This window comes from Bordetella tumulicola, assembly GCF_054779135.1.
In genome coordinates, this window is the sequence record NZ_BAAGYU010000006.1 from 546,892 (window position 1) to 570,129 (window position 23,238).

At 59.3% G+C, this 23,238-nt stretch carries 21 protein-coding genes; 16 read left to right on the forward strand and 5 right to left on the reverse strand.

Annotated features, from left to right (window positions below; translation table 11 throughout):
• Positions 1-25 precede the first annotated feature (25 nt).
• From ACYVDM_RS06495 to poxB, 6 genes are all read left to right on the forward strand, one after another.
• Complete coding sequence (locus tag ACYVDM_RS06495; RefSeq protein ID WP_415791527.1) at positions 26-1,105, forward strand: ABC transporter substrate-binding protein; 1,080 nt, start codon at positions 26-28, stop codon at positions 1,103-1,105.
• Positions 1,102-2,451: an acyl-CoA thioesterase/bile acid-CoA:amino acid N-acyltransferase family protein gene (locus tag ACYVDM_RS06500; protein WP_415791529.1), complete on the forward strand. Its 1,350-nt coding sequence runs from the start codon at positions 1,102-1,104 to the stop codon at positions 2,449-2,451. The genes ACYVDM_RS06495 and ACYVDM_RS06500 overlap by 4 nt, the downstream gene beginning before the upstream one ends.
• A complete protein-coding gene (locus ACYVDM_RS06505; protein ID WP_415791531.1) occupies positions 2,448-3,215 on the forward strand; it encodes an ABC transporter ATP-binding protein in 768 nt (255 codons plus the stop codon). Before ACYVDM_RS06500 ends, ACYVDM_RS06505 begins: the two co-directional genes overlap by 4 nt.
• Positions 3,199-3,981, forward strand: a complete 783-nt coding sequence (locus ACYVDM_RS06510) for an ABC transporter permease (RefSeq protein WP_415791533.1) — start codon at positions 3,199-3,201, stop codon at positions 3,979-3,981. Before ACYVDM_RS06505 ends, ACYVDM_RS06510 begins: the two co-directional genes overlap by 17 nt.
• Positions 3,982-4,175: 194 nt before the next feature.
• Positions 4,176-5,279 (forward strand): ankyrin repeat domain-containing protein, encoded by a 1,104-nt coding sequence (locus tag ACYVDM_RS06515; RefSeq protein WP_415791535.1) that lies wholly within the window; start codon positions 4,176-4,178, stop codon positions 5,277-5,279.
• 138 nt (positions 5,280-5,417) lie between these two features.
• On the forward strand, positions 5,418-7,145 hold the full coding sequence (gene poxB / locus ACYVDM_RS06520) for a ubiquinone-dependent pyruvate dehydrogenase (RefSeq protein WP_415791537.1): 1,728 nt from the start codon (positions 5,418-5,420) through the stop codon (positions 7,143-7,145).
• Positions 7,146-7,214: 69 nt separating this feature from the next.
• Here the strand turns inward: poxB and ACYVDM_RS06525 are convergent, their stop codons facing one another.
• Together ACYVDM_RS06525 and ACYVDM_RS06530 are read right to left on the reverse strand one after the other, a co-directional pair.
• Positions 7,215-7,535 (reverse strand): 4a-hydroxytetrahydrobiopterin dehydratase, encoded by a 321-nt coding sequence (locus ACYVDM_RS06525; RefSeq protein WP_415791539.1) that lies wholly within the window; start codon positions 7,533-7,535, stop codon positions 7,215-7,217.
• Between the two features lie 114 nt (positions 7,536-7,649).
• A complete protein-coding gene (locus tag ACYVDM_RS06530; protein WP_415791541.1) occupies positions 7,650-8,156 on the reverse strand; it encodes a DUF1440 domain-containing protein in 507 nt (168 codons plus the stop codon).
• 507 nt (positions 8,157-8,663) lie between these two features.
• Between ACYVDM_RS06530 and ACYVDM_RS06535 the strand changes: the two genes are divergently transcribed.
• The 7 genes from ACYVDM_RS06535 to ACYVDM_RS06565 all read left to right on the forward strand — a co-directional run bounded on the left by ACYVDM_RS06535 (position 8,664) and on the right by ACYVDM_RS06565 (position 16,475).
• Positions 8,664-9,566 carry a nitrilase family protein gene (locus ACYVDM_RS06535; protein WP_460475326.1) on the forward strand — a complete coding sequence of 301 codons (903 nt, stop codon included), beginning with the start codon at positions 8,664-8,666 and terminating at the stop codon, positions 9,564-9,566.
• Between the two features lie 106 nt (positions 9,567-9,672).
• The gene (locus tag ACYVDM_RS06540) at positions 9,673-10,851 is read left to right on the forward strand and encodes a substrate-binding protein (RefSeq protein WP_415791545.1); all 1,179 of its coding nucleotides are present in this window, start codon (positions 9,673-9,675) and stop codon (positions 10,849-10,851) included.
• A gap of 96 nt (positions 10,852-10,947) precedes the next feature.
• Positions 10,948-11,781, forward strand: a complete 834-nt coding sequence (locus ACYVDM_RS06545; protein WP_415791547.1) for a branched-chain amino acid ABC transporter permease — start codon at positions 10,948-10,950, stop codon at positions 11,779-11,781.
• Positions 11,774-13,816: an ABC transporter permease subunit gene (locus ACYVDM_RS06550; RefSeq protein ID WP_415791549.1), complete on the forward strand. Its 2,043-nt coding sequence runs from the start codon at positions 11,774-11,776 to the stop codon at positions 13,814-13,816. The genes ACYVDM_RS06545 and ACYVDM_RS06550 overlap by 8 nt, the downstream gene beginning before the upstream one ends.
• A gap of 4 nt (positions 13,817-13,820) precedes the next feature.
• Complete coding sequence (locus ACYVDM_RS06555) at positions 13,821-14,534, forward strand: branched-chain amino acid ABC transporter ATP-binding protein (RefSeq protein WP_415791551.1); 714 nt, start codon at positions 13,821-13,823, stop codon at positions 14,532-14,534.
• A 157-nt stretch (positions 14,535-14,691) separates the two neighbouring features.
• Positions 14,692-15,843 (forward strand): transporter substrate-binding domain-containing protein, encoded by a 1,152-nt coding sequence (locus tag ACYVDM_RS06560; RefSeq protein WP_415791553.1) that lies wholly within the window; start codon positions 14,692-14,694, stop codon positions 15,841-15,843.
• A 2-nt stretch (positions 15,844-15,845) separates the two neighbouring features.
• Positions 15,846-16,475 carry an ANTAR domain-containing response regulator gene (locus ACYVDM_RS06565; RefSeq protein ID WP_415791555.1) on the forward strand — a complete coding sequence of 210 codons (630 nt, stop codon included), beginning with the start codon at positions 15,846-15,848 and terminating at the stop codon, positions 16,473-16,475.
• Between the two features lie 93 nt (positions 16,476-16,568).
• Here the strand turns inward: ACYVDM_RS06565 and ACYVDM_RS06570 are convergent, their stop codons facing one another.
• The 3 genes from ACYVDM_RS06570 to ACYVDM_RS06580 all read right to left on the reverse strand — a co-directional run bounded on the left by ACYVDM_RS06570 (position 16,569) and on the right by ACYVDM_RS06580 (position 20,035).
• Complete coding sequence (locus ACYVDM_RS06570) at positions 16,569-17,690, reverse strand: M14 family metallopeptidase (protein WP_415791557.1); 1,122 nt, start codon at positions 17,688-17,690, stop codon at positions 16,569-16,571.
• Entirely contained in the window at positions 17,690-19,045 is a 1,356-nt protein-coding gene (locus tag ACYVDM_RS06575) for an MFS transporter (RefSeq protein WP_415791559.1), read from the reverse strand. Before ACYVDM_RS06575 ends, ACYVDM_RS06570 begins: the two co-directional genes overlap by 1 nt.
• Positions 19,046-19,138: 93 nt before the next feature.
• Positions 19,139-20,035: a LysR family transcriptional regulator gene (locus tag ACYVDM_RS06580; protein ID WP_415791561.1), complete on the reverse strand. Its 897-nt coding sequence runs from the start codon at positions 20,033-20,035 to the stop codon at positions 19,139-19,141.
• Between the two features lie 211 nt (positions 20,036-20,246).
• Here ACYVDM_RS06580 and ACYVDM_RS06585 point away from each other — a divergent pair, with 211 nt between their 5' ends.
• Genes ACYVDM_RS06585 through ACYVDM_RS06595 form a run of 3 tightly spaced genes read left to right on the forward strand, consistent with a single transcriptional unit; the run spans position 20,247 to position 23,072 of the window.
• A complete protein-coding gene (locus tag ACYVDM_RS06585) occupies positions 20,247-20,633 on the forward strand; it encodes a helix-turn-helix domain-containing protein (RefSeq protein WP_415791563.1) in 387 nt (128 codons plus the stop codon).
• A 6-nt stretch (positions 20,634-20,639) separates the two neighbouring features.
• Positions 20,640-21,743 (forward strand): carboxynorspermidine decarboxylase, encoded by a 1,104-nt coding sequence (locus ACYVDM_RS06590; protein ID WP_415791565.1) that lies wholly within the window; start codon positions 20,640-20,642, stop codon positions 21,741-21,743.
• A gap of 33 nt (positions 21,744-21,776) precedes the next feature.
• Complete coding sequence (locus ACYVDM_RS06595) at positions 21,777-23,072, forward strand: saccharopine dehydrogenase family protein (RefSeq protein WP_415791567.1); 1,296 nt, start codon at positions 21,777-21,779, stop codon at positions 23,070-23,072.
• Positions 23,073-23,238 lie beyond the last annotated feature (166 nt).

Sequence of the window (23,238 nt, forward strand, 5' to 3'; positions counted from 1 at the left end):
CCACATTGACACAAAAGGACTCACTATGCGCTTTACGCTGCTCAGTCTCACGACCGCGGTATGCGCGATCGCCCCACTCGCGCCTGCCCATGCACTAGACGAAGTCACCGTCGCGCTCGCGGTGCCGCTCGCGGTCCATGACGGCGCGACCTACGCCGCCGCAGACGAACTGGGTTTCTTCAAAGACGAAAATCTCGACGTCAAAACCATCGTATTTCAAGGCGCGGGCGCGCTCCTGCCGCAAGTCGCCGCCAAACGGGTCACGTTCGGTTATCCGACCTCAGAGCCCGTCATCTCCAGCTATTTCAGCGGAAAAGACGTGCTGCCGCTACGCTATTTTTATAATGGCGTTCCCGTCAATACGATGGAGTTTGCCGTACTGGCTGACTCATCGATCAAGACGATCGAAGACCTGAAAGGCAAGCAAATCGGCGTGGGCGCACTGACCTGGGGCACGATCCCGGGCGGCCGCGCCGCCCTGCGTACGGCCGGCCTGACGCCGGGCAAGGACGTCGAGTATGTCGCGGTCGGCGCGCTGGCATCGGGCTTTCAGGCCCTGAAAACGAAACGTGTCGACGCGCTGAACTTCAACAGCAGTTGGAACGATATGCTCGAGATGTCGGGCACCAAGATCCACCGCGTCGCGTACCCCAAGGTCTTTGGTGAAACGGCCGGCAACGGCTTCATCACGCATACCGACAATTTCCGCGATCACCCCGACCTGCTGGTGCGCTTTGCGCGAGCCTACACCAAGGGCCAGATCGCCTGCCAGGCGAACCCCGAATACTGCGTCCACGCCTTCTGGCGCGCCAACCCGCAGGCCAAACCGTCGGGCAACGTTGACGAGGCCCGTGCACTGGCCGACGCCACCACGCTGCTGTCGCGCCGCCTGGATCGTGTGCTGAACCACGTCGATGGCCAGCCTCGCGTCCCCGGCCAATACGATCTCAAGGCCATTCAACAAGGCATTGAGACCATGGCAAAAGCCGGCGAGTATCCCTCCGCTGACGTACCCATCGAAAATATTTTCTCGAACGAACTGATCACGCAGATCAATGACTTCGACGCTGAAGCGGTGCGCCAGCAAGCCCGGAGCGCAAAATGAATCATCCCCACATTGTGGTCAGCCCCGCCGACGCGGCGGTGGATGTCCGCAGGCAAATTCAACTGACCGGCTTTGAGCCGGGTCCGGTGCGTGTCACCGCGACATTGACGCATCCCGATGGCAGTACCTGGCGCAGCACGGCCGACTTTGTGGCGGGTGCGGACGGTATCGTAGACCTCGATGCGCAAGTCCCCACGCAAGGCGACTGGGCCGTTGCTGACGCCATGGCGACCGTCTGGTCGCTCGTACGTCAGACCCTGCCCTCGAACCCCGCGCGCTCCGAAGAAACCGACACTCTGACGGTGCATCTGGCCGCCCAGAACGATCAGGGTCAACAGGCCCAGGCACAACTCATACAGCGTTTTATCGTCGAGGGTGTCACCCGTCGCGAAATCTCGGAATCGGGACTTGTCGGTACCGTGTTCGAACCTGCCCAACCCGGCCCCCATCCTGCCATCATTGTCATGAATGGCTCGGGCGGCGGCATCCCTCGGCAGCGGGCGGCACTGTACGCGGCCCGGGGTTACACCGCCTTCGCATTGGGATACTTCAAAGCGCCGGGCCTGCCCAATAGCATCGGAAACATGCCGCTGGAATATTTCCAGCAAGCCCTGAGCTGGGTACATCAGCACCTGCAACCTGCACATGGATTCGTCGCCATTACCGGTCAATCGCGCGGCGGCGAACTCTCACTGTTGCTGGCGTCGCGCTTGCCGGATCAGATCAGTGCCACCATCGCCTATGTCCCCAGCTTTGTGATCCACGGCACCTTGCGTGCCGGCGAGCCGGGCCAAGCACCGGACTCGCCAGTCTGGACATGGCAAGGCAAACCCCTGGCCAATGTCTGGCAGAACAACCCTCAAGCCGACTGGACAGCCTTTGACCAGCGTCCGGTAAACGACCAACCCGTCAGGCAGGAGCCCGCATTTCATACCCCGATGCGCAATCCTGACGCAGTGGCCGCGGCGCGTATTCCGATCGAACAGATTCAAGGGCCGGTCATGCTGGTATCGGGTACTGACGATGGTTTCTGGCCATCCTCCTGGTACAGCGAACAGATCGAAAAAATGTTGCGCGAACACGGACACGCCTGGCCGGTCGAACACGTGCGTGGCGAAGGCGCGGGCCACGCGATTGGCCTGCCCAACTTGCCGACGACCCTGATTGCCAAGCCGCATCCGGTCGCCCAAGTCGTATTGACCGGCGGTGGCACGCCCGAGGCCAATGCGCGCGCCAATACGACATCGTGGTCTCGCGTCCAAACGTTCCTGGCCGCCGCCGTGCGTGCACACGCGGAGTCACGTACTCAGGCCGACACGGGCACACCCGGCCAGGTGTCCTCATGAGCGCCAATCTGAGCCTCAATGGCGTGGGGCTTACTTATCCCACGCGCAACGGCGTCATCGAGGCTTTGCAAGGGATCGACCTGCAGATCGAAGCCGGTGAATTCGTCGCCGTACTGGGGCCGTCCGGCTGCGGCAAATCCACGCTTTTAAAGCTGGCCGCCGGCTTGCTGCCGGCCACCGAAGGCGAACTGCGCCTGGGCGACGAACGCATCCTGCGACCGAGTCGCCGCGCGGGCGTCGTTTTTCAAAAACCGAATCTGCTGCCCTGGAAAACCGTACTGGACAACGTGCTCTTGCCCGCCACGACGCTCCGACTCCCCATGGCCCCGGCGCGTCAGCGCGCACAAGCGCTACTGGAATTAGTGGGCCTCTCGGGCTTTGCCAAAAACTACCCCTACGAGCTATCCGGCGGTATGCAGCAGCGCGTCGGCATCGCCCGGATGCTGCTATCCGATCCCGACTTGCTGCTGATGGACGAGCCTTTTGCGGCCCTGGATGCCCTCAGCCGCGAAGCGCTGACGCTGGAACTGCAACGCATCTGGAGCACCCAGCAAAAATCCGTGCTGTTCATTACGCACAGCATTCCGGAGGCCGTTTTCCTGGCGGATCGCATCCTGGTGATGTCCCCTCGTCCGGGACGCATTATTGAAGACTATTGCCCAGACCTGCCGCGGCCACGCACACTGGAAACCCTGAACGACGCGGACTTCACCGCAGCCTGCCATCACTTGCGACGCCATTTCACTCATGCTCAAGCGACTTGATTTCACCGCGTTCCTGTACCCGCTCATCAGTCTGGCTGTCTTGGTGCTGGTGTGGCATCTGGCGATACAGATCTTCGTCATTCCGGATTATCTGCTACCACCGCCGTCGGCCGTATTCTCCGCGCTATACAATGGTCTGGTGTCGGGCGAGCTTTGGCCGCACATCGCCACCACCCTTGGGGAAACCCTCAGCGGCTACGTCATCGGCTGCGGCCTGGCCGTGCTGATGGGTGCCCTGCTGGCAGAATCACGCACCTTTGAGCGATTTCTGTATCCCCTGCTCATCGGCCTGCAAGCCATGCCCAAAGTCGCGCTGGGTCCAATTATTCTGGTGTGGTTCGGATTCGGCATGGCCTCCAAAGTGGTATTGGTCGCGCTGGTCTGCTTCTTCCCGTTATTTGTCAACACGGTCAACGGGATCAAGCGCACCGATCCCGAGTTGCTGGACGCCTGCCGCGCCTTTTCAGCATCGCGCCTGTACTTGTTGCTGCACGTCAAGCTGCCCGCCGCATCCGGAGAAATTTTCTCCGGCTTGCAGATCGGTGTGTCGCTGGCACTGATCGGCGCAGTGGTCGGAGAATTCCTCTCCGCGCAACAAGGCCTGGGATATCTGATCGCCTCGGCGTCAGTCAGCATGAGTCTATCGACCATGTTCTCGGGTGTGTTGTTGTTGGCCGTGATCGGTCTCACGGGTTCGCTGATCATGCGGGCAATACACCGCCGCGTCGTGTTCTGGGAAGCCCGATCCCACAACTCGGGTCGATAGTCGACATCGAGTGCGCCGGTGTCGGGGCCTGCCGGCTAACAAGCCGCTCGCCTGCCGACCCCATAAAACATTTAGTTGGAACCGATTCTGTGGCGTGAGTTACTCACGCCACAGAATCGTCGAGCATCCCCTGACAGCCTGAAAATCGCTCGGCGACAGCAACATGATCGCCACTCTTTCAAGGCTCGTTTCACATGCTCCCCTTTCCCTTTGCCGCGATCCTCCCCCACAGTGCGCACGTTAGCGCGGTTGCCGCGGCACCGGTCGTCGCGCCATCGTCCACCATCGGCGTCGGCGCAATCGTGCTCGACGCCGTCATCACCAACGATGTCGACGCGCTTCGGACACTCCTGCAGGCGTTTCCCGCTTATGCCAATGCCGTCGATGACGACGGGATCACCGTATTGATGGTCGCCGCGCAACGTGGCCGGGTGGAAATCATCGAAATCCTGTGCCGAGCCCACGCATCGGTGAACGCCCAAAGCCAAGACGGGATGTCGGCATTTCTATTCGCGGCCGCGCACGACCAAGTCGACGCCATGGAAACGTTGTTGGATTATGGTCCAGAGGTCGAGGCGACCACCGCGACCGGCAATAACGCGCTGACGATCGCCGCCGAACGCAACCAGATGTCAGCCGCCGTTTTTCTGCTCGAACTAGACATGCCGGTAAACGCCGCCAATCACGAGGGAGACACCGCGATGCATCTCGCCGCGCACAACGACCATCCGGACATGATGGACATACTGCTTCAGTTCGGTGCCGATATCAATCAGACCAATCATCAGGGGCGCACCTCGGCCATGCACGCGGCCGCAAACGATTGCGCCCGGGCGCTCTCCTGGCTGGCGGCCGAGCGGGCCGACCTCGACGTCCAGGACGTCGACGGGCTTACCGCATTGCGGCATGCCGTCAACAATGATCACGATCTGGTTGCCTATCTCTTGTTGATTGCCCACGTCGATCCCAATATCGCAGACCATCACGGACACACGCCCATCATGCAGGCGACGCGGCAAGGCAACCTGCATACACTAGAAAACCTGACGCAGTATCGCGCGAACGTCAACGCGTCAGACGCGGCGGGCAGGACTGCCCTGATAATCGCTGCGGAAAATGGCAATCTGCCTATCGTGCGACGTCTCGTTGCGGCGGGGGCGAACTTGAACGCCATCCTGGACCGTTCTCACCAATCCGCCATGGACTTGGCCCGCAGAAATGGTCATACGGCGGTCTCCCTATTCTTGAAACGCGTCGGCGCGACGGAGTCTCCCTCGAGAGACCCCGATCGTGATTGAGCTTGAAACCAATGTCATGGTAGGGTTTTGTTTCATTGCGCACCGAGACAGTAGAGATCAACGGGGAAAACAGACTACCCTGTCTTAAGCGTCATTCGATCTCAGTGCCTTTGACTCCACCCCCATAAGGAGCCGTTCATGGCTATCACCGTTGCCGATTATCTCGCCACCACTCTCGCGAACGCAGGCGTCCAGCGCATATGGGGGGTGACGGGAGACAGCCTGAATGGTCTCAATGACAGCTTGCGACGACTCAATCGAATTGAATGGATGCATGTCCGCCACGAGGAGACCGCCGCTTTTGCCGCGGGCGCGGAGGCTGCGATCACCGGTTCGCTAGCGGTATGCGCCGGCAGTTGCGGCCCCGGGAACTTGCACCTGATCAATGGCCTGTTTGACTGCAAGCGCAATCACGTCCCCGTATTGGCCATCGCTGCGCACATTCCGTCATCAGAAATCGGCCTGGGTTATTTTCAGGAAACCCATCCTCAAGAGCTATTTCGCGAATGCGCGGATTTTGTGGAGCTTGTCTCCAGTCCCGCGCAATTGCCCGGCGTGCTGAATCGTGCCCTGAATACCGCCATTGGCAAGCAGGGCGTCGCCGTTCTCGTGATCCCCGGAGACGTGGCACTGGCGGATTCACCCCTCGAGGCAGCATTGCAGCCAGCGCTGCCTGTGGCGCCGCATATCGTGCCACCCGCGGCCGACATTCAGCGCCTTGCCTCGCTATTGAATGGCGACAAAGCAATCACCATTCTCGCGGGCAGTGGTTGCGCGGGCCATCACGATGCCGTGGTGGCGTTAGCCGAACGACTCAAAGCGCCGGTGGTACATGCGCTGCGCGGCAAGGAACATGTGGAATGGGACAACCCCTATGACGTTGGCATGACCGGCCTGATCGGCTTTTCCTCTGGCTATCACGCCATGGAAAACGCGGACGTGCTGCTCATGCTGGGCACCGATTTCCCCTATAGAAATTTTTATCCTGAAAAAGCGCAAATCATTCAGATCGACCGCGATCCCGCGGCACTTGGCCGGCGGGCGATGTTGACAATGGGCCTTGTCGGGGATGTCGGAGATACGATCGCGGCGTTGATGTTTTTACTAGAGGAACGACAGGAACGTACGTTTCTGGATGCGGCCGTTGACCACTACAAAAAAGCCCGTAAAGCACTGGATGATCTGGCGAGCCCGTCACCCGTGGGGCGTCCGATCCATCCGCAATATCTCGCACGGCGCATCAGCGATTTAGCGGCGGAGGACGCGATATTCACGGCGGATGTCGGCACGCCGACGGTCTGGGCGGCACGTTACCTTGGCATGAATGGAAAGCGTCGCCTCCTGGGTTCGTTCAATCACGGGTCAATGGCTAACGCCATGCTGCAGGCGATTGGCGCGCAAGCCGCCGCCCCTGCGCGACAAGTTGTCTCGCTTTCCGGTGACGGCGGGTTCACCATGATGATGGGGGACTTCATTACCCTGTCTCAGTTGAACCTGCCCGTGAAGATTGTCGTGTTCAACAACGGTTCGCTCGGCTTCGTGGCGATGGAGATGAAAGCAGGAGGCTATCTCGACACGGGCACCGATCTCGAGAACCCGGATTTCGCGGCCATGGCGCAGGCAATGGGCATCAAGGGCATCCGAGTCGAAGCCTCGGCCGATCTGGATGGCGCACTTCGCGAGGCGTTCGCGCATCCGGGACCCGCCCTGGTCGACGTCGTGACCGCGAAACAGGAATTAGTAATGCCACCCAAAATCAAAGCCGATCAGGCCAAGGGCTTCAGCCTCTATATGCTGAAGGCCATTATCAGTGGCCGTGGTGACGAAGTGGTCGAATTGGCAAAGACCAACTTTCTTCGATCATGAGGCCGGCGTTGTGTAAGCACCTGGCATGCGCCGCGTCACCGATACGCCTGAACCTGGCTGGCCCGCCCCTTACCCCGCTTTGTCAGCCACGTCCTTGGGAACAGCCGCTTCATTCATGAAGCGGGCCATGCGCACGTCCAGGTCGGTCACGCCGCCAGCCGAATGCGTGGTCAACACCACATCAACGCGGTTGTATACGTTGAACCATTCCGGATGATGATCGAGCTTCTCGGCCTGCATGGCCACGCGCGTCATAAAGCCAAAAGCGGCGTTGAAGTCCTTGAACTGGAAGCTTCTCTGTATAGCATCTCGTTCGGCGTGCGCTTGCCAACCGGGCAGTCCAGGCAGCACAGCCTGTGCACCAAGGCGCGGCAAAGAGGGCTTGTTCATAATAAGTCTCCTAAAAAACACGACCACTGAGGCGCGCGAGAAAGACGGCAATGTGCGGACTGAAGTGATCCAGGACCTACCGTTTGCAGCCCTCAGTGGCGGGACGCTGGCGGTTTAGTCCGCCGACCGGCGCAGCAGGGCACGGCGCACGCATTCGATCGTCCAGATCCACATAGCCGTGCCAACGACCTCCGAAATGAGTCCCGCCGACCCCATATCCCACGGAAGCGGCGCGACGCCCAACAACGGAAGCACGATGCCATGCGCCCCCACCGTGGCGACCAGCCATCCGAATGGTACCCCCCACCAGACGCCAGCCTTTGGGCACCGTTCCACCAGCCAGACATACGCCAGCGCGATGACGATCGAGAACAGGATATGGAACCCGTTGCCGCCCCAATTCACCACAGTTTGATTAAAGACATAGTTCATTGTCGCCGCATCAAAGCCCATCATGTCGAGCAGACCAATCGGCGGCGGCACCGCGGTGGGCAACCGGGGAGGAAGCACGGTTTCCACCCCGGACTTGACCATTGCGGAAATAATACCGGCGACGATGCCCACGCCGACCAGTGTGCCTAGCGCGTTCTTGCGTGGGTGAAACATGTCAGATGCCTGCACGATAATTTCCTCTAAGAAAGAGCCCGGGCTATTGGCCCAACACAAAGACCTCCGTGTTTTCAGAGCATAACCTGCTCATGTAATCTGACAGAGACTTTGTCGTCGCCTCTTTGCCGTTTGGCGTACCGCAGCTTCCCACGTCATCCGGTTATTCAATTCGCACTTTTAAAGTGCTGGCAAAGCCAAGCCCCCGAAAACTGAAGCCGCCAGGGGCTGATCAGCCTGATGTGCGGCCGTCGTCAATACCAGTTGCATCCTGTCGATGGGGAAATAACAGACAGTGGTCCGGGCGGTAAGCGGGTATCAATGCCAGCGGCGCGAACTTCGGGTTAGCCTGTATTGACCCATGGCAATCCGGTCCCTAGAATTTAATTCATGACTTACCTGCGCGCAGCATCGCGCTCAGGCAGCGGCAATAATTGCCGCTTACACATTTAGGTTGGCTATAGAAGCCCTCGACTTTCACGCTTACGCGTGGTCGAGGGCTTTTTTGTTTTTGGAGATCGAATGGACACCTATCCCGCCGGGCACGATGCCGGCATGCCCGCGTATCCCGACACGCTCATTGCCTGCGTGCAGATGCACCCCACCATAGGCGACGTAGCCGCTAACCTGGCGCGTTCCACCACGCTCATCGAAGACGCCGCTGCCCGCGGCGCCAAGCTGGTCGTGCTGCCTGAACTGGCCAATACCGGCTACATGTTCGCCAGCCGCGACGAAGCCTATGCCCTGGCCGAGCCCGTGCCGTCGGGCCCGTCGTCGCAAGCCTGGATCGCACTGGCCAAACGCCTAGGCATCTTCCTGGTGGCGGGCATTACCGAACGCGACGATGACAAACTGTACAACTCAGCCATTGTCGCCGGTCCGCAAGGCTATCTTGGCACCTATCGCAAACTGCACCTGTGGGGCGATGAAAACCTGTTTTTCGAAGTAGGAAACCTGGGCCTGCCGGTGTTCGACACCGGCATCGGCAAGCTGGCCGTGGCTATTTGCTACGACGGCTGGTTCCCCGAAGTGTTCCGTCTGCAGGCCATGCAAGGCGCGGACATCGTGGCCGTGCCCACCAACTGGGTGCCCATGCCTGGGCAAACGCTGGAAGGTCCCGCCATGGCGCATTCGTTGACCATCGCGGCGGCGCACAGCAATGGCCTGACCATCGCCTGCGCGGATCGTGTCGGCGTGGAACGCGGACAACCATTTGTAGGCCGCAGTCTGATCGCGGGATCGCAAGGATGGGTCGTGGCTGGCCCCGCTAGCCACGATCAGGAAGAAATCCTGATCGCCGCCGTGAACCTACGGAAAATACGGTATAGCCGGCAATTAAACGCCTTCAACCACGTGCTGCGCGACCGCCGTGCCGACGTGTACGACCCCATGCTGGGCAGCGACTACACGCGTTCGGCACGCTAATCGCGATCGCGCCCACCGGCAACCAGCAACTGCAACATCGCATCGTAGTCTCCGTACCACCTTCAATGCAAAACCAAACGGCGCACCGCCCCCAAGGAGAAACCTCATGAAATCCGTATCACGTTTATTGCGTGCCGGCGCCACGGCCGCCGCCCTGGCCGCGGCGTATGCCGCCATGATCCCCGCCGCCCAGGCTGCCGACCCCATACGCATAGGCGTCCCGGTCGGACTGTCGGGCGCCAACAGCGTCGTGGCACCCGCGGTCGTGCAATCGTCGCAACTAGCCGTAGATGAAATCAACGCAGCCGGCGGCATATTGGGTCGCAAGGTCGAACTGGAAATCGCCGACGACGGTTCGGGCGCCATCGGTGCGCAAAAAGCGTACGACACGCTGGTGTTTCAGAAAAAAGTCGACGCCATCATCTCCATGGAAACGAGCGCGGCCCGTAACGCCGCGCTGCCCATCGTGAACCGCGGCAAGGTGCCGTATATCTACACGTCGTTCTACGAGGGCCGTTCGTGCAACCGGTGGATGCACGTCAATGGGTGGGTGCCGGAACAGCAGGTCGCACCCATCGTCGACCACTTCATGAAGGAACAAAAAGCCAAGACGTTCTTCCTGGTGGGAAGCGACTATGCATTTGGCCGCGGCATGCTGGGCTTCACGCGCCAATACATCGAAAAACAAGGCGGCAAGGTCGTAGGCGAAGAATACCTGCCTATGGACGGCAGCGACTGGACCACAGTAATTTCCAAAATACGGTCGGCCAAGCCCGACGCGCTGATCAGTTCCACCGCCGGCGGCGGCCCGAATGTCAGCCTGGCCAAACAGGTCAAGGGCGCAGGCCTGACCATGCCGTATGGCAACCTGGCCATCGACGAAGGCACGGCCAAGACCATGGGCGAAACGGCGAACGGCATGTACATGTCGGCATCGTACCTAACCAGCATCGACAGCGCCGCGAACAAGAAATACCTGGACGGCCTGAAAGCGAAGTTCGGCAGCGACACCAAGACCGCCAATGAATTGTCAGAACCGCAATACGAAGGTTTTTTCCTGTACAAGGCCGCCGTTGAAAAAGCCGGCAGCCTGGACGGGAAAAAAGTCGTCGATGCATTGAGCCAGGTGTCCTTCGACGGCCCGCGCGGTCCGGTACAAATGGACAAGCAACGCCACGCCGCGCTGTCGATGCGCCTGGGTCAGGTGCAGGCCGACGGATCGATCAAGATCCTGCAGACGTTCGACAAGGTCGACCCGGGCGCGCAGTGCCCGAATCTGAAGTAAGCACGGCTAGTCATAGCGCGGCTTGCGGCGGGGCCGGCCAGGCGCACCATGCGCCACCGGTTACCTGCCGTGCAATGGCACGCGCGGGAGAACACTATGGGTATGTTGCTGGATATTCTTAGCACCGCGGCGATGCTGTATATCGTCACCGCCGGGCTGATGATGATTTTCGGAGTCATGAAGATCGTCAATTTCGCCCACGGCGCCATCATCACGCTGGGCAGCTACGCCAGCTTCGTGGTGACGCGCTTGGGGCTAGATCCCTGGATCAGCTTGCCATTCGCGCTGGTCGTGGGCGTGGTCACAGGCATGCTAGTTGAATGGCTGATCGTGCGGCCGCTCTACAAGCGCCCGCTGGATGCCATCCTGGCCACGTGGGGTCTGGGTATCGTCATAGGCCAGGCCATCACCATCAGCTTTGGCCGTGAAGTCCAGTTCGTGGATTCGCCGGTCCAGGGGGCGCTGTCGGTGCTGGGCACCGAATATTCCGCGTACCGCTTGCTGCTGATCCCGATCGCAGTGGCGCTGTGCCTGCTGATGACGGCGTTGCTGAGCGGTACGCGCTTTGGCGTAAAGACCCGCGCCGTCATCATGAACGAAGACCTGGCCAAAGGGCTGGGCATCCATTCAGGACGCATCCGCTTCATGACCTTCAGTCTGGGCGCGGGCCTGGGCGCGCTGGCGGGCGCGTTGATCACCCCGCTGTCCAGTGTGGACCCAAACATGGGACTGCCTTGGTTGATCAGCGCATTCATGCTGGTCATGGTATCGGGCCATTCCATGGCCAGCCTGCTGTTGACCTGCGTGGTGTTTGGCGCCGTCCAGGTCGTAGTCAGCACCGTCGTCAGTCCCATCCTGGGCGGCGTCACGATTGCCGTGCTGGCCGCATTGACGCTGCGTATACGACCCCAAGGATTCGCCCATGACTGACCGCGCCTATTCCGATCCGGCTGCACGAAACCACGGCGCCGACTCAGCCGCGCATGCCGGCTTGCGTGCCACCTCCGGGGACGCCACCCCCGACACTGCGGCTCGTCGCACCCGTCGCGCCAGCGAATTGGGCTGGCTGGCCGCGATCTGCCTAATCCTGACCGTTGCCGGCCCGTGGCTGTTCGACACGTACTTGCTGAACATCTTGATCAAGGCCTTGTTCTTTGCAATCGCGGCCGTCACCGTTGATTTGCTGTGGGGCTATACCGGTTACCTGACCTTTGGTCAGTCCGCGTTTTTTGGCGTGGGCGCATATGCCGCGGGGTTGGTGTTTACGCATTTGGGATTCTCGCCCGGCATGGCCTGGCTGGCATTCGCGGCCGCGCTGGGTGCCGCGGCGATTGTCGCGGCCGTCACTGGATGGCTGTCGTTCTATCGCGGTGCATCGCCTTTTTTCGCCACGGTCATTTCGCTGGTGCTACCCATCGTGCTGACACAACTGGCGTTGTCGGGCGGCACGTTCACCGGATCGTCATCGGGCTTGACCGGCTACGAAACGTTCGACCTGTCGCTGGAAGCCTGGTATGTGATCGCCGCGCTGTCCTTGTCCGTCATTGCCTTGCTGGCCTGGGTCGCGGTGCGCAGCGACGGTGGCCGTTTGCTGGTGGCGTTGCGCGACAACGAATCGCGCTGCGCCTACCTGGGCATGAACACCGCGTCGATTCGCATTGCGCTGCTGGTCGTGTGCGGCACGGTGGCCAGCGCGGCGGGCTTTGGGTACGGCGCATTCAGCGGCGTGGTCGCGCCCGAACTGGCTGGTTTCGTATTTGGCACCGAACTGATCATCTGGGTAGCGCTAGGCGGGCGCGGCACGATCTGGGGGCCGGTCATCGGCACCATAGCCATCAACGTGGCCGCATCGTATTTAAGCGGCAGCATGCCATTTGTGTGGCAACTGATCCTGGGCGTGGCATTCATTGCCGTGATCCTGCTGTTGCCACGCGGGCTGCTGCCCTTGTTGCTGGCGCTACTGGGCCGCCGCACGGCCGCCGCGCCCGCCCCAGACCTGCGTTCGCGGGCAGTGACCGTCAGTGCTGGCATGCCAGGCGCATCGGCATTAACGGGGATGTCGGCATCCGCGGTGCAACCGGCCAGCCGCGTGGCCCTGTCGTCGACCAGCGCCACTGCCTCGGCCCTGACGATGCACGGCGTGGCCAAGCACTTTGGCAGCCTGAAGGTGCTGGAAGGCATAGACCTGCAGGCCGACGGCGGCGAGCTACTGGGTCTGATCGGTCCGAACGGCGCTGGCAAGACCACGTTGATGCGCTGCATCAGCGACGGCCAGGAACGTTCGGCAGGCACCATCCAATTGTGCGGCCACGACATTGCGCACCATGCCCCCGATCGATGCGTGCGATTCGGCCTGGGCCGCAAGTTCCAGAACGCCAATGTGTTCGATACATTGACGGTGGCGGAAAGCCTACGCATAGCGTCCACGCTGCGCGCAGCGCCATCGTGGCTAAAACGCGCGCCGCACCTGGCATTGCCGGACTACGCGCTGGAAGTCCTGCGCACCACCGGACTGGACCGCAAGCTGGACACCATCACGCACGACTTGTCCCACGGCGAGCAGCAGGCGCTGGAACTGGCCATGGTGCTGGCGCTGGAACCGCGCGTCATCCTGCTGGACGAGCCCACCGCGGGCCTGACCAAGACCGAACGCACGCAGATCGGGCAAGTACTGTCGTCGCTGGCCCATACCTATGGATTGTGCTGCCTGCTGGTAGAACACGACCTGGATTTCGTGCAGGAGGTCGCCACGCGTATCGTGGTGCTACACCAGGGCCGCATCGTCATGCAAGGCAGCTTCAAAGACGTGGTGGAATCGGAGCTTGTGCGCACCATCTACGCCGGCACGGCGCAAACCGCCATGGGCACGGACGCCGAAAACCTGCAACGCCAGGCGGGGCAACACAGTGCGCCGGATGCGAGCACCCCATCCGCGTCCGCGCTCATCCGCCCACAAGGAGCCTGACGCAATGATCACGTCCACCTACACCCTGAGCATCGACCGCGTCGCCAGCGGCTACAAGTCTTCTATCGTGCTACAGGACATTTCGCTATCCATCCAGGCTGGTGAATCCGTAGCCTTGCTGGGCAAAAACGGCATGGGCAAAAGCACCTTGCTGAAAACCATCATGGGCTACCTGCCCAAAAAACGCGGCAGCGTGCACCTGGCCGACCGCGACGCCACCCGCATGCCGCCTTACCAGATCGCGCGTTGCGGCGTGGCGTATGCCGCGCAGGAACAACCGCTGTTCCAGGACTTGAGCATTCGCGACAACCTGCGGTTAGGATTGGCCAACGACGGCCAGTTTGACGAACGCTTCGACAGCGTGACCGAAGTTTTTCCCGTATTTCGCTCGCGTTTGCGGCAACACGCAGGCACCTTGTCGGGCGGCGAACAGAAAATGCTGCTGGTGGCGCGCGCGCTGATGATGCGACCCACCTTGCTATTGCTGGACGAAATTACTGAAGGGCTGCAGCCTTCGGTCATAGACCGACTGGCGCAGGCCCTGTTGTGGGAACGCGAACGCCGTGGCACCACCATGCTGATCGTCGAACAGAACGTAGCGTTCGCGCTGAAAGTCGCTGACCGGTACTTGATGTTGAAGCAAGGCAGCATCGTCGACCAGGGCCATGTGCACGAGCCCGACGCGGCGACGCGCATCTTTGAGCATTTAAAGGTGTAACGCGCGCAGCGCATCTGGATGACCATGCATCTAGGTGTGGGCCTTGCTGTGAATCTGCCTATGCATCCGTCCGAGCGCGCTTTCACGCAGCAACGCGCGGGCGCGGTATGCTGCGGGAACATGCGCGTCGCCTTGTTTTTCCGTGGAACGAATAATCATGACGTCCTCTACCCCTACCGCCCCCGACAGCCCAGGCTGGCGCGTGGGCGTACTGTATTCGCGCACCGGCGTATCCGGTATTACCGAATCGCAGCATTTTTTCGGCACCGTGTTGGCCATCGAAGAAATCAATGCGCTGGGCGGCGTGTTGGGGCGCATGCTGGATCCGGTGGCGTACGACCCGCGCAGTGACGCCGACGAATACCGGCGCCTGGCCGGCCGCTTGTTGCTGGACGATGAAATCAACGTGATTTTCGGCGCCTGCACGTCGCATTGCCGCAAGGCCATGCTACCGGTGGTCGAGCGCACCAACGCGCTGCTGTGGTATGCGTCGGTGTACGAAGGTTTCGAGTATTCACCCAACGTCATTTACACCGGCGCATCACCTAATCAAAGCAGCATGCAACTGGCCGCGTACCTGATGCAGCATTGCGGCAAGCGCATATTCCTGGTGGGTGCGGACTACATTTATCCCCGCGAAACCAACCGCATTCTGCGCGAAGCCGTCGAAGACCATGGCGGCGAAATCCTGGATGAAATTTACCTGCCACTGGGCTGTGCGGATAGCGACATTCACGACGTGATCCGCGATATCCAGGCCATAGATCCCGATGTGGTGTTTTCCACGCAAATCGGCAGCGACGCGCTGCGCTTCTACCGCCGCTTCCACGAGGTGGGCCTGCACGCACGGAACATCCCGATCGCCAGCCTGACCATGACGGAATCGGAAGTCCGCGAAATCGGCGCCGATGTCTGCATCGGCCACATCACGGCTGCGCCCTACTTCAACACGCTGCAGAATCCGCGCAACGATCACTTCCTGCAGCGCTGGCACGCACGATTCGGCGACCGCCCGGCCAGCGTATATTCCGAGGCCTCGTACAATCAGGTTCATTTGTTCGCGCGAGCATTGCAGCGTGTAGGCAGCCTGGACACACGCAAACTGGTGCAGGCCACGCATGACGTATCGCTGGATTCGCCCGAAGGTCCACTGTCCATCCTGGCCGAAAACAATCATTGCGTGTTGACGCCGCGCATAGGCGTGTGCGGACCCAATGGCCGTTTCGATGTGGTGTGGCAAAGCGCCGAACCCGTCAAGCCGGATCCCTACCTGACCACGTTCGGTCTGGACGAATTCTGGCTGAGGTAAGCATGGACCCTAGTCTTCGCCGCCTATATGAAGATCTGCGCAGCGTGGCCGTCGCCGTGGTGTACCCGCCCGGCGAAGACCGCGACCTGCTGATCGATCAGCTTCAGCGTATCGGCTGCCGCATCCATTTGTACTGGCCGTTCCCGGAGCATCCGCCCGCTGGCGCCGACGTCGTGTTCTTCCAGGTGTCGCAGGTGCTGCAGAACAGTTCCGCCTGGTGCGCCAGCGAGGTTGACGCCACGCTGATCGCACTGTCCGAATACGAAACGCCCACGACATTGAAACTGTTGCTAAAGACCAATGCCCACGGCGTACTGACACGCCCGTTCCGGTCGGCTGGGATCCTGAGCACACTGGTACTGGCGCGATCGGCCAAACAGTTCCAGAACCGCCAGCAAAATAAGATCGACAAACTCGAAGGCACCATCAAGTCACGGCGCGTCATCGAAAAAGCCATTCGCGTGTTGATGGATCACCAGCATCTGGGCGAACGCGAATCTTACGAACACATGCGGACCCGCGCCACGAAACTGCGTGTCAGCGTAGCCGAGGTGGCCGCCATGATCCTGGAAGCCAGCGAAGCCATGGAGAAACTGGGCCTGGGCGGCGCGAAGCCCAAGCCCCCGCGGTGATGTGCAGAGGCATGCGTCAGCTTGGCTGATTCCCATTCGGCGTACAGATAGCCAAAAGTTGTGGGTAATTGCAAGGTTTGCCGGCTGCTTACTTTAATTCGACGACGTTCTAGTTCGTAAGGACTGCTGATCCATACCCAGCAAGCACTGAATGACAGCTGTCCTGAACTGACCGACCACCATTCCGTACCAATCATCCTCCTCGACAAAAAAGCATCGGCGGAGCTCCTCCCGGACTTCATTCCGGAGGGCAGAATCCTCCGGTTCCTGGTTCATGTAGCACCAATGATCTGCGCGAAGCGCCTCGAGCATTCGCATTAGCGGTACCGTGCCGAATTCGAGTGCGATAGTCGCGCCCTGAGCCTGGGAACATTCCTCGCTCAACGCCCGCAGCATAGGCCCATTGATTTCGAACATGACCGAATCTGTACGAACCGGCGATATGACGTCCGCCCCCCACCAAGCGCTGGCAACTTCAAATTCCTGTGCTTTACCAATGAACACCTTTTCGCAGTTTCCTCTTGGGCCGAGTCCTGTATGAAGGTCTATCCAAGCAATCTGCTGCGCGGCCTTGGCACGGGTCCGAAGGAAATGACGAATGACAGAATTTGACCAGCTTGGGGACGTGCCTCCAAAAAAGAGTCCGTTCGGCACATCGTATTGCCCTCGGAAGAGAGTTTGGCCGTAATTGTCCTCCCCGATTTCGGCAATCCGACGCGATAACTGCGCGGCGTTTTTCTCGTCGGCAGGCCACGTTGTCGGCAGCAGCATGCTGGCAAGCTCCTGATACGCGTCGTTTTCAGGTAGGGTGCCGTTGAACGATAGGAAGTTTCGATTAACGTCAATATTGTCTTCATTGACACGACGGCCATAAGAAAACCCGTGCGGATTCACTGCGTGGATGATCGCAATAGCGACGCCCAGATCCTTCGCACGATCCAGCAACGAGTCGTCTTTAAGCAATGCAATCTGACACCCGGATCCGCAAAATCCTTCTACCCCATGTATTCCGGAGCTGACGATCAGCAGTCTATCGGCGTCTTCAGGACCTATCCACACAATGTCGGTGGCCAGTGCCTCATCGTGTAGCCCTCGCCTTGCAGGCAACACATTCTCAGTATGGCTCAGCTGGCGGTCACGCGCCGCAAGCAGAAACTTGTCTCTCGCCTCTTGATAGGTTGCCGAAAAACAATCAGGAATATGGATATCCAGCATCAGGCCCTCCTGAGAATGCTATCGGTAGACAAGCCCGCATTTCCAAGCGACAACTCAGTCTCATCAAGATTTTCACCAGTGCGGTCCCTGATCCAGAACAGAACAGCTGACGAGATCATAGTGATCACTAGTAGGTACCAGGCTGGTGCAAGCTTGTTGCCGGTTTCATGCACAAGCCAGGTGAGAACAAATGGTGAAAATCCACTGAAAACAGCGACGACGGTGCTGTACACCACCGACAGTCCGGTCGCACGAACGTGGCGAGGAAAAATTTCAGTCAACATGACTAACAGTGCCGGAAACTGTGACGTCAGAAAGACGCTAAGAACACCCACCAGCAGGTACAACTTCGGTGGTGAAGGCTCGGCAAGCAACCATAGAAACGCCGGAAACAACAATCCCAAAAGACACACTCGTGACCAGAAGATCATCGGTTTTCTCCCCCATCGATCAGCGAGGCGACCTGAGAGCGGCGCGACAATGAAATTGACGACACCAAACACGACACCGGCCCATACGCCTACGTGAACAGGAAGTTTCAACTCCCTGGCTGCGAATGTGGGGAGATAAAAAGCAATGATGTAAATACCTACGGTGCAAGAGACAAACAGCAGGCTCGCCTGAATCAACTCGCGCCAATAATCTGCAAATAGAATCCGTACCTTGGCCCGACGCTCAGAGCTATCGGCTCTTGGCCCGTTGTCGACATGCGTCTCGTGTAGCTGCCGGCGGATATACATGCCGACTGGCGCGATCACCATGCCTAGCACAAATGGCGCCCGCCAACCCCAACTATCTAGCGCGTCTGGCGGTAAATAAGAAATAATTGAGCTAGCGACAAATGCCCCGAGCATTACGCCCAGGCCTTGGCTGGCGACCTGCCAGCTCGCCATGAATGCCCGATCATTTCGTCCCGAATACTCGACCAGCAACGTAGTAGATGCACCGACCTCTCCGCCGGCTGAAAACCCCTGGATCAGCCGAGCTGTGACAATGACGAGCGGCGCAAGAACGCCAATCTGCGCAGGCGTTGGCGCAAACGCAATCATTGCGCACCCCAGGGCCATCAGGCTAATCGTCAGTCCCATGGCTTTCTTACGGCCATGTTTGTCAGCGTAACTACCAATCACAATACCGCCAAGCGGCCTTGCCAAGAATCCCACGCCAAATCCGGCAATTGCCAGCAGAATTTGTGCATAGGGGCTCAGCGATGGAAAGAAGACGCGTCCAATAGCGCTCGTCATGAACCCGTAAACCGTGAAGTCGTAGAACTCTAGCGCGTTACCAACGGTGATAGCTGTTATTGCTCGCCGTTTGCTCAACGGCTTACCCACAGTACTGGCTGTCTCGCCCATTTTTTTCCCCGAGGAGTTAGTTGTGGGCCATCCTAAACCTCGATCACACAGACGAAAAGACAAGCAGCGGTTGGCAGCGATAAGCAGTGCTTCTCACTTCTGAAGGCGATTGGCGTAAAACCGTAGGCAATCTAGAAAGTTCTGAGCAGCCGGTGTAAGAAAAGCATGCTTCCTGGTTACCACGCAAACCTCCAGGGGTGCCAACGCTTGCGTGAGGGGTAACTCGACCAGACCATAATGGGGGAACTCGCTTGCCACCATCGTTTTGACGAAAACGCCAATGAGGTCGGAGCTTCCCACCAGTCGCAGGCCCATTGCGGTCGATGTACAAGTCACAATCTGACTGGGCAGCCTGAGGTAACCGCCAGAAAATAGTTGCTTGAAAAGTGCTGGGCCACTTTCGTTATCGTAGGGCAAGAGCCACTCGGCTGCGGGGACATCTTCGTCGCTAAATGCCTCAAGGATTGGGTGCCCGACACGGACTGCTGCAATCATCGAGGTTTCATAGAGAACACTGACATCCCAATCAGGCAAAGTGCCAGGAAGAACCTGCGAAATGATGAATTCGATTTCACCGCTCATCAGCTTGGGCAATGAGGATGGGATTGAAGCTTCATTCAACTTCAGTTCGACGTGCGGATAATTTTTCCTGAAATGCGCGAACGCCGGGGGCAGTACGTCCAAGGCGGCCGCTGTTGAAATCGCAATCGACACCACACCCTTCGAACCGTCGCGAATTTGCTCCAGCTCATTACCCGCACGCTCGATGTCCAGGCAAATAATCCTTGCACGCTTTTCGAGCGCTTCGCCGAATATCGTGGGTATCACACCGGAGGCGCCACGGTGAAAGAGCTGTACGCCCAGGAAGGCCTCGAGTTCTTTAATCGCTTGCGTAACGGCAGGTTGCGTCAAATTCAGCGCGCGAGCGGCTCCTCTGACGCTGCGGTGATCGAACACGGCCAGAAACGCACGTAGCTGATGGGTTTTCATCTGTCACCTCGACGTTGCATGCGGGGTACTTTCGCCTCGCCGCATGCATGATATATCGGCTTGCCCTGACTGCCCCTAGGAGTAATTCGATCGCCCTAAATATGGCCTTAATTGCATATTCCTTAGAAAGCATATAGCATGCAGGGCATATTGGCGCTTGCCTGGTATTTCCGGCAACTCTCCATGCCCGATCACCAAGCAAATCACGCATATGCCCAAAAAAACGAAAAAGGTCATTATCACGATGGCCGACAACAGACCCAAGCGCGGCAACGGCAGTAAATCCCCAACTGACATCCAGGCCGTCAAAGTCAGCACGCTCAAAGATCTGCGTAAAGCCACACAGCACACGCAGGACGACCTGGCCGCCGCAATGGGCGTGGGTCAAGGCACGATTTCCCGCATCGAAAAGCGCCACGACATGCTGGTCTCCACCCTGCAGCACTATGTGCAAAGCCTGGGCGGGACGCTGCAGATCCTGGCTACGTTCCCCAACCGTGCGCCGCTGCTCGTCGAGAGCCTCGGCAAGAAAATCTCCAAACCCTCTAAGGATACAAACAACAAACCGGCCGAGTCGAAGCACTCGCCGGGCACCTGATACGCAATGCACACATTACCCACGCCCTATTACTTGATCGACAAATCCGCGCTGCTGCGCAACATGGCAGTGATGGACACTGTGCGAGAACTCTCGGGCGCCAAGATTTTGCTGGCGCTCAAGTGTTTTGCGACATGGTCGGTGTTCGACCTGATACGCCCACACATGGACGGCACCACGTCGTCATCCCTATACGAAGCCAAGCTCGGTTCTCAGAAATTCGGCGGCGAGACCCATGCGTACAGCGTCGCGTTCGCCGATCACGAAATTGAAGAGGTCGTCGCCCATTGCGACAAGATCATCTTCAACTCCATCGCCCAGTTCGAACGGTACGCCTCACACGCTCAAGGCAAACCCGTGGGGTTGAGGCTGAATCCCGGCGTGAGCGTCGCGGGCTTCGATCTGGCCGATCCGGCCCGCCCCTTCAGCCGCCTGGGTGAGCGCGATCCCGATCGCATTCTGGCGATCATCGACCGGCTCGACGGCGTCATGATTCACAACAATTGCGAAAACGACGATCTCGAGCGTTTCGATGAGCTGCTCACCCAGGTCGAACAGCGTTACGGCCAGGTGCTACAGCGCCTGAAATGGGTCAGCCTGGGCGGCGGCATCAGCTTTACCGCGCCCGGCTATCCGGTTGCGCAGTTCAGCAAGCGCCTGCGCGACTTCGCACGCAAGCATGATGTGCAGGTTTATCTCGAACCCGGTGAGGCGGCAGTACGCCACAGCGCCACACTGGAAGTGAGCGTGTTGGACCTCGGCCACAACGGCAAGCACCTGGCTGTCGTCGACGCGTCCACCGAAGCCCATATGCTCGATCTCCTGATCTATCGTGAAACCGCGGCCTTGGGCTCCGATGAGGGTGACCATCAGTACATGATCTGCGGCAAGACCTGCCTTGCCGGCGATATATTCGGCGAAGGCCGTTTTGCCTCGCCGTTGCAGGTCGGTGATCGAATCTCGATCGGCGATGCCGCGGGTTACACCATGGTGAAGAAAAACTGGTTCAACGGCGTCAACATGCCATCGATTGTCCTGAAAGAAAGCGATGGCTCCATGCGCGTAATACGCGAATTTTCCTTTAGCGATTACGTCGACAGTCTGTCCTGACAGTCCATAATCAAGAAACGGGGGGATAGCCCAATGAAGCGCAATGTTCTTATTATCGGCGCCGGCGGCGTGGCTCACGTGGCAGCGCATAAATGCGCGCAGAACAATATTCTGCTCGGCGATATCCATATCGCGTCGCGCACACTGAGCAAATGCCACGCGATCATCGCATCTATCAAGGCAAAGGGCAGCCAGCGAGGCCCGGGGTTGCTAAAGGCGCATGAGCTCGATGCCATGGACGTGGCCGCCACCAAGGCGCTGATCCGTTCCACCGGCGCGCAAATCGTCATCAACGTAGGTTCGCCTTTCCTGAACATGTCGGTCATGACGGCATGCATCGAAACCGGCGCCGCTTATCTGGACACCGCCATCCATGAGGACCCATCACAGGTGTGCGAAGCGCCACCTTGGTACGGAAACTATGAATGGAAGCGCCGCGATGCTTGCCTCAAGGCCGGCGTGACCGCCATCTTGGGGGTAGGGTTCGACCCCGGCGTTGTCAATGCTTACGGTCGCTTTGCCATGGACGCCTATTTCGATAAGGTCGATTCGATCGACATCATCGATATCAACGCCGGCAACCATAACCGCTACTTCGCCACCAACTTTGATCCCGAAATCAACTTCCGCGAGTTCACTTCCACGGTCTGGTCCTGGGAAGACAGCCAATGGAAAGCCAACGCCATGTTCGAGCGCAAGCACGATTGGGATCTTCCGGTCGTCGGCAAGCGTACCGCCTACCTGACCGGACACGACGAACTCCATTCGATGTCCAAAAACCTGGGCGTGCCCAATATCCGCTTCTGGATGGGTTTCGGCGAGCACTATATCAACGTGTTCAACGTGCTCAACAACCTGGGCCTGTTGTCCGAGAAGCCCGTGCGCACTGCCGAAGGGCTGGAAGTCGTACCGCTCAAGGTAGTCAAGGCAGTATTGCCCGATCCCTCGTCGCTTGCGCCGACCTATACCGGTAAAACCTGCATCGGCGACCTGGTCAAGGGAACGAAGAACGGCCAACCTCGAGAAGTGTTCGTCTATAACGTGTGCGATCACAAGGAGAGCTACAAGGAAGTCGGTAGCCAGGCCATTTCCTACACCGCCGGCGTGCCGGTCGTCGCGGCGGCCATGCTGATCGCCGATGGCGTTTGGGATGTCGGCCAGATGGTCAACGTAGAAGAGCTCGATCCCAAACCGTTCATCGGACTCATGAACCGCATCGGACTGGTCAGCCGCGTACGCGACGCTGCAGGCGAGCGCGTCCTGGACCCCTATGCAGAAGCGCCGGCAAAGTCTCGCTCGTCCACGCCGGTTGCAGAAACAACGCGTTGAACGAGTTTCGGCGTCTTATCATTGTAAAAAAGGACTTAGCGATTGCTCGCTAAGTCCTTGATATTTCTAGTGAACAGCCGGTAACTCGAACACTCGACCTACGGCTCAAGCATCCGTCTTGCCGCAAAGCGTGCTGCCGGCCTCTAGGCGAGGATCATCAGCGGGA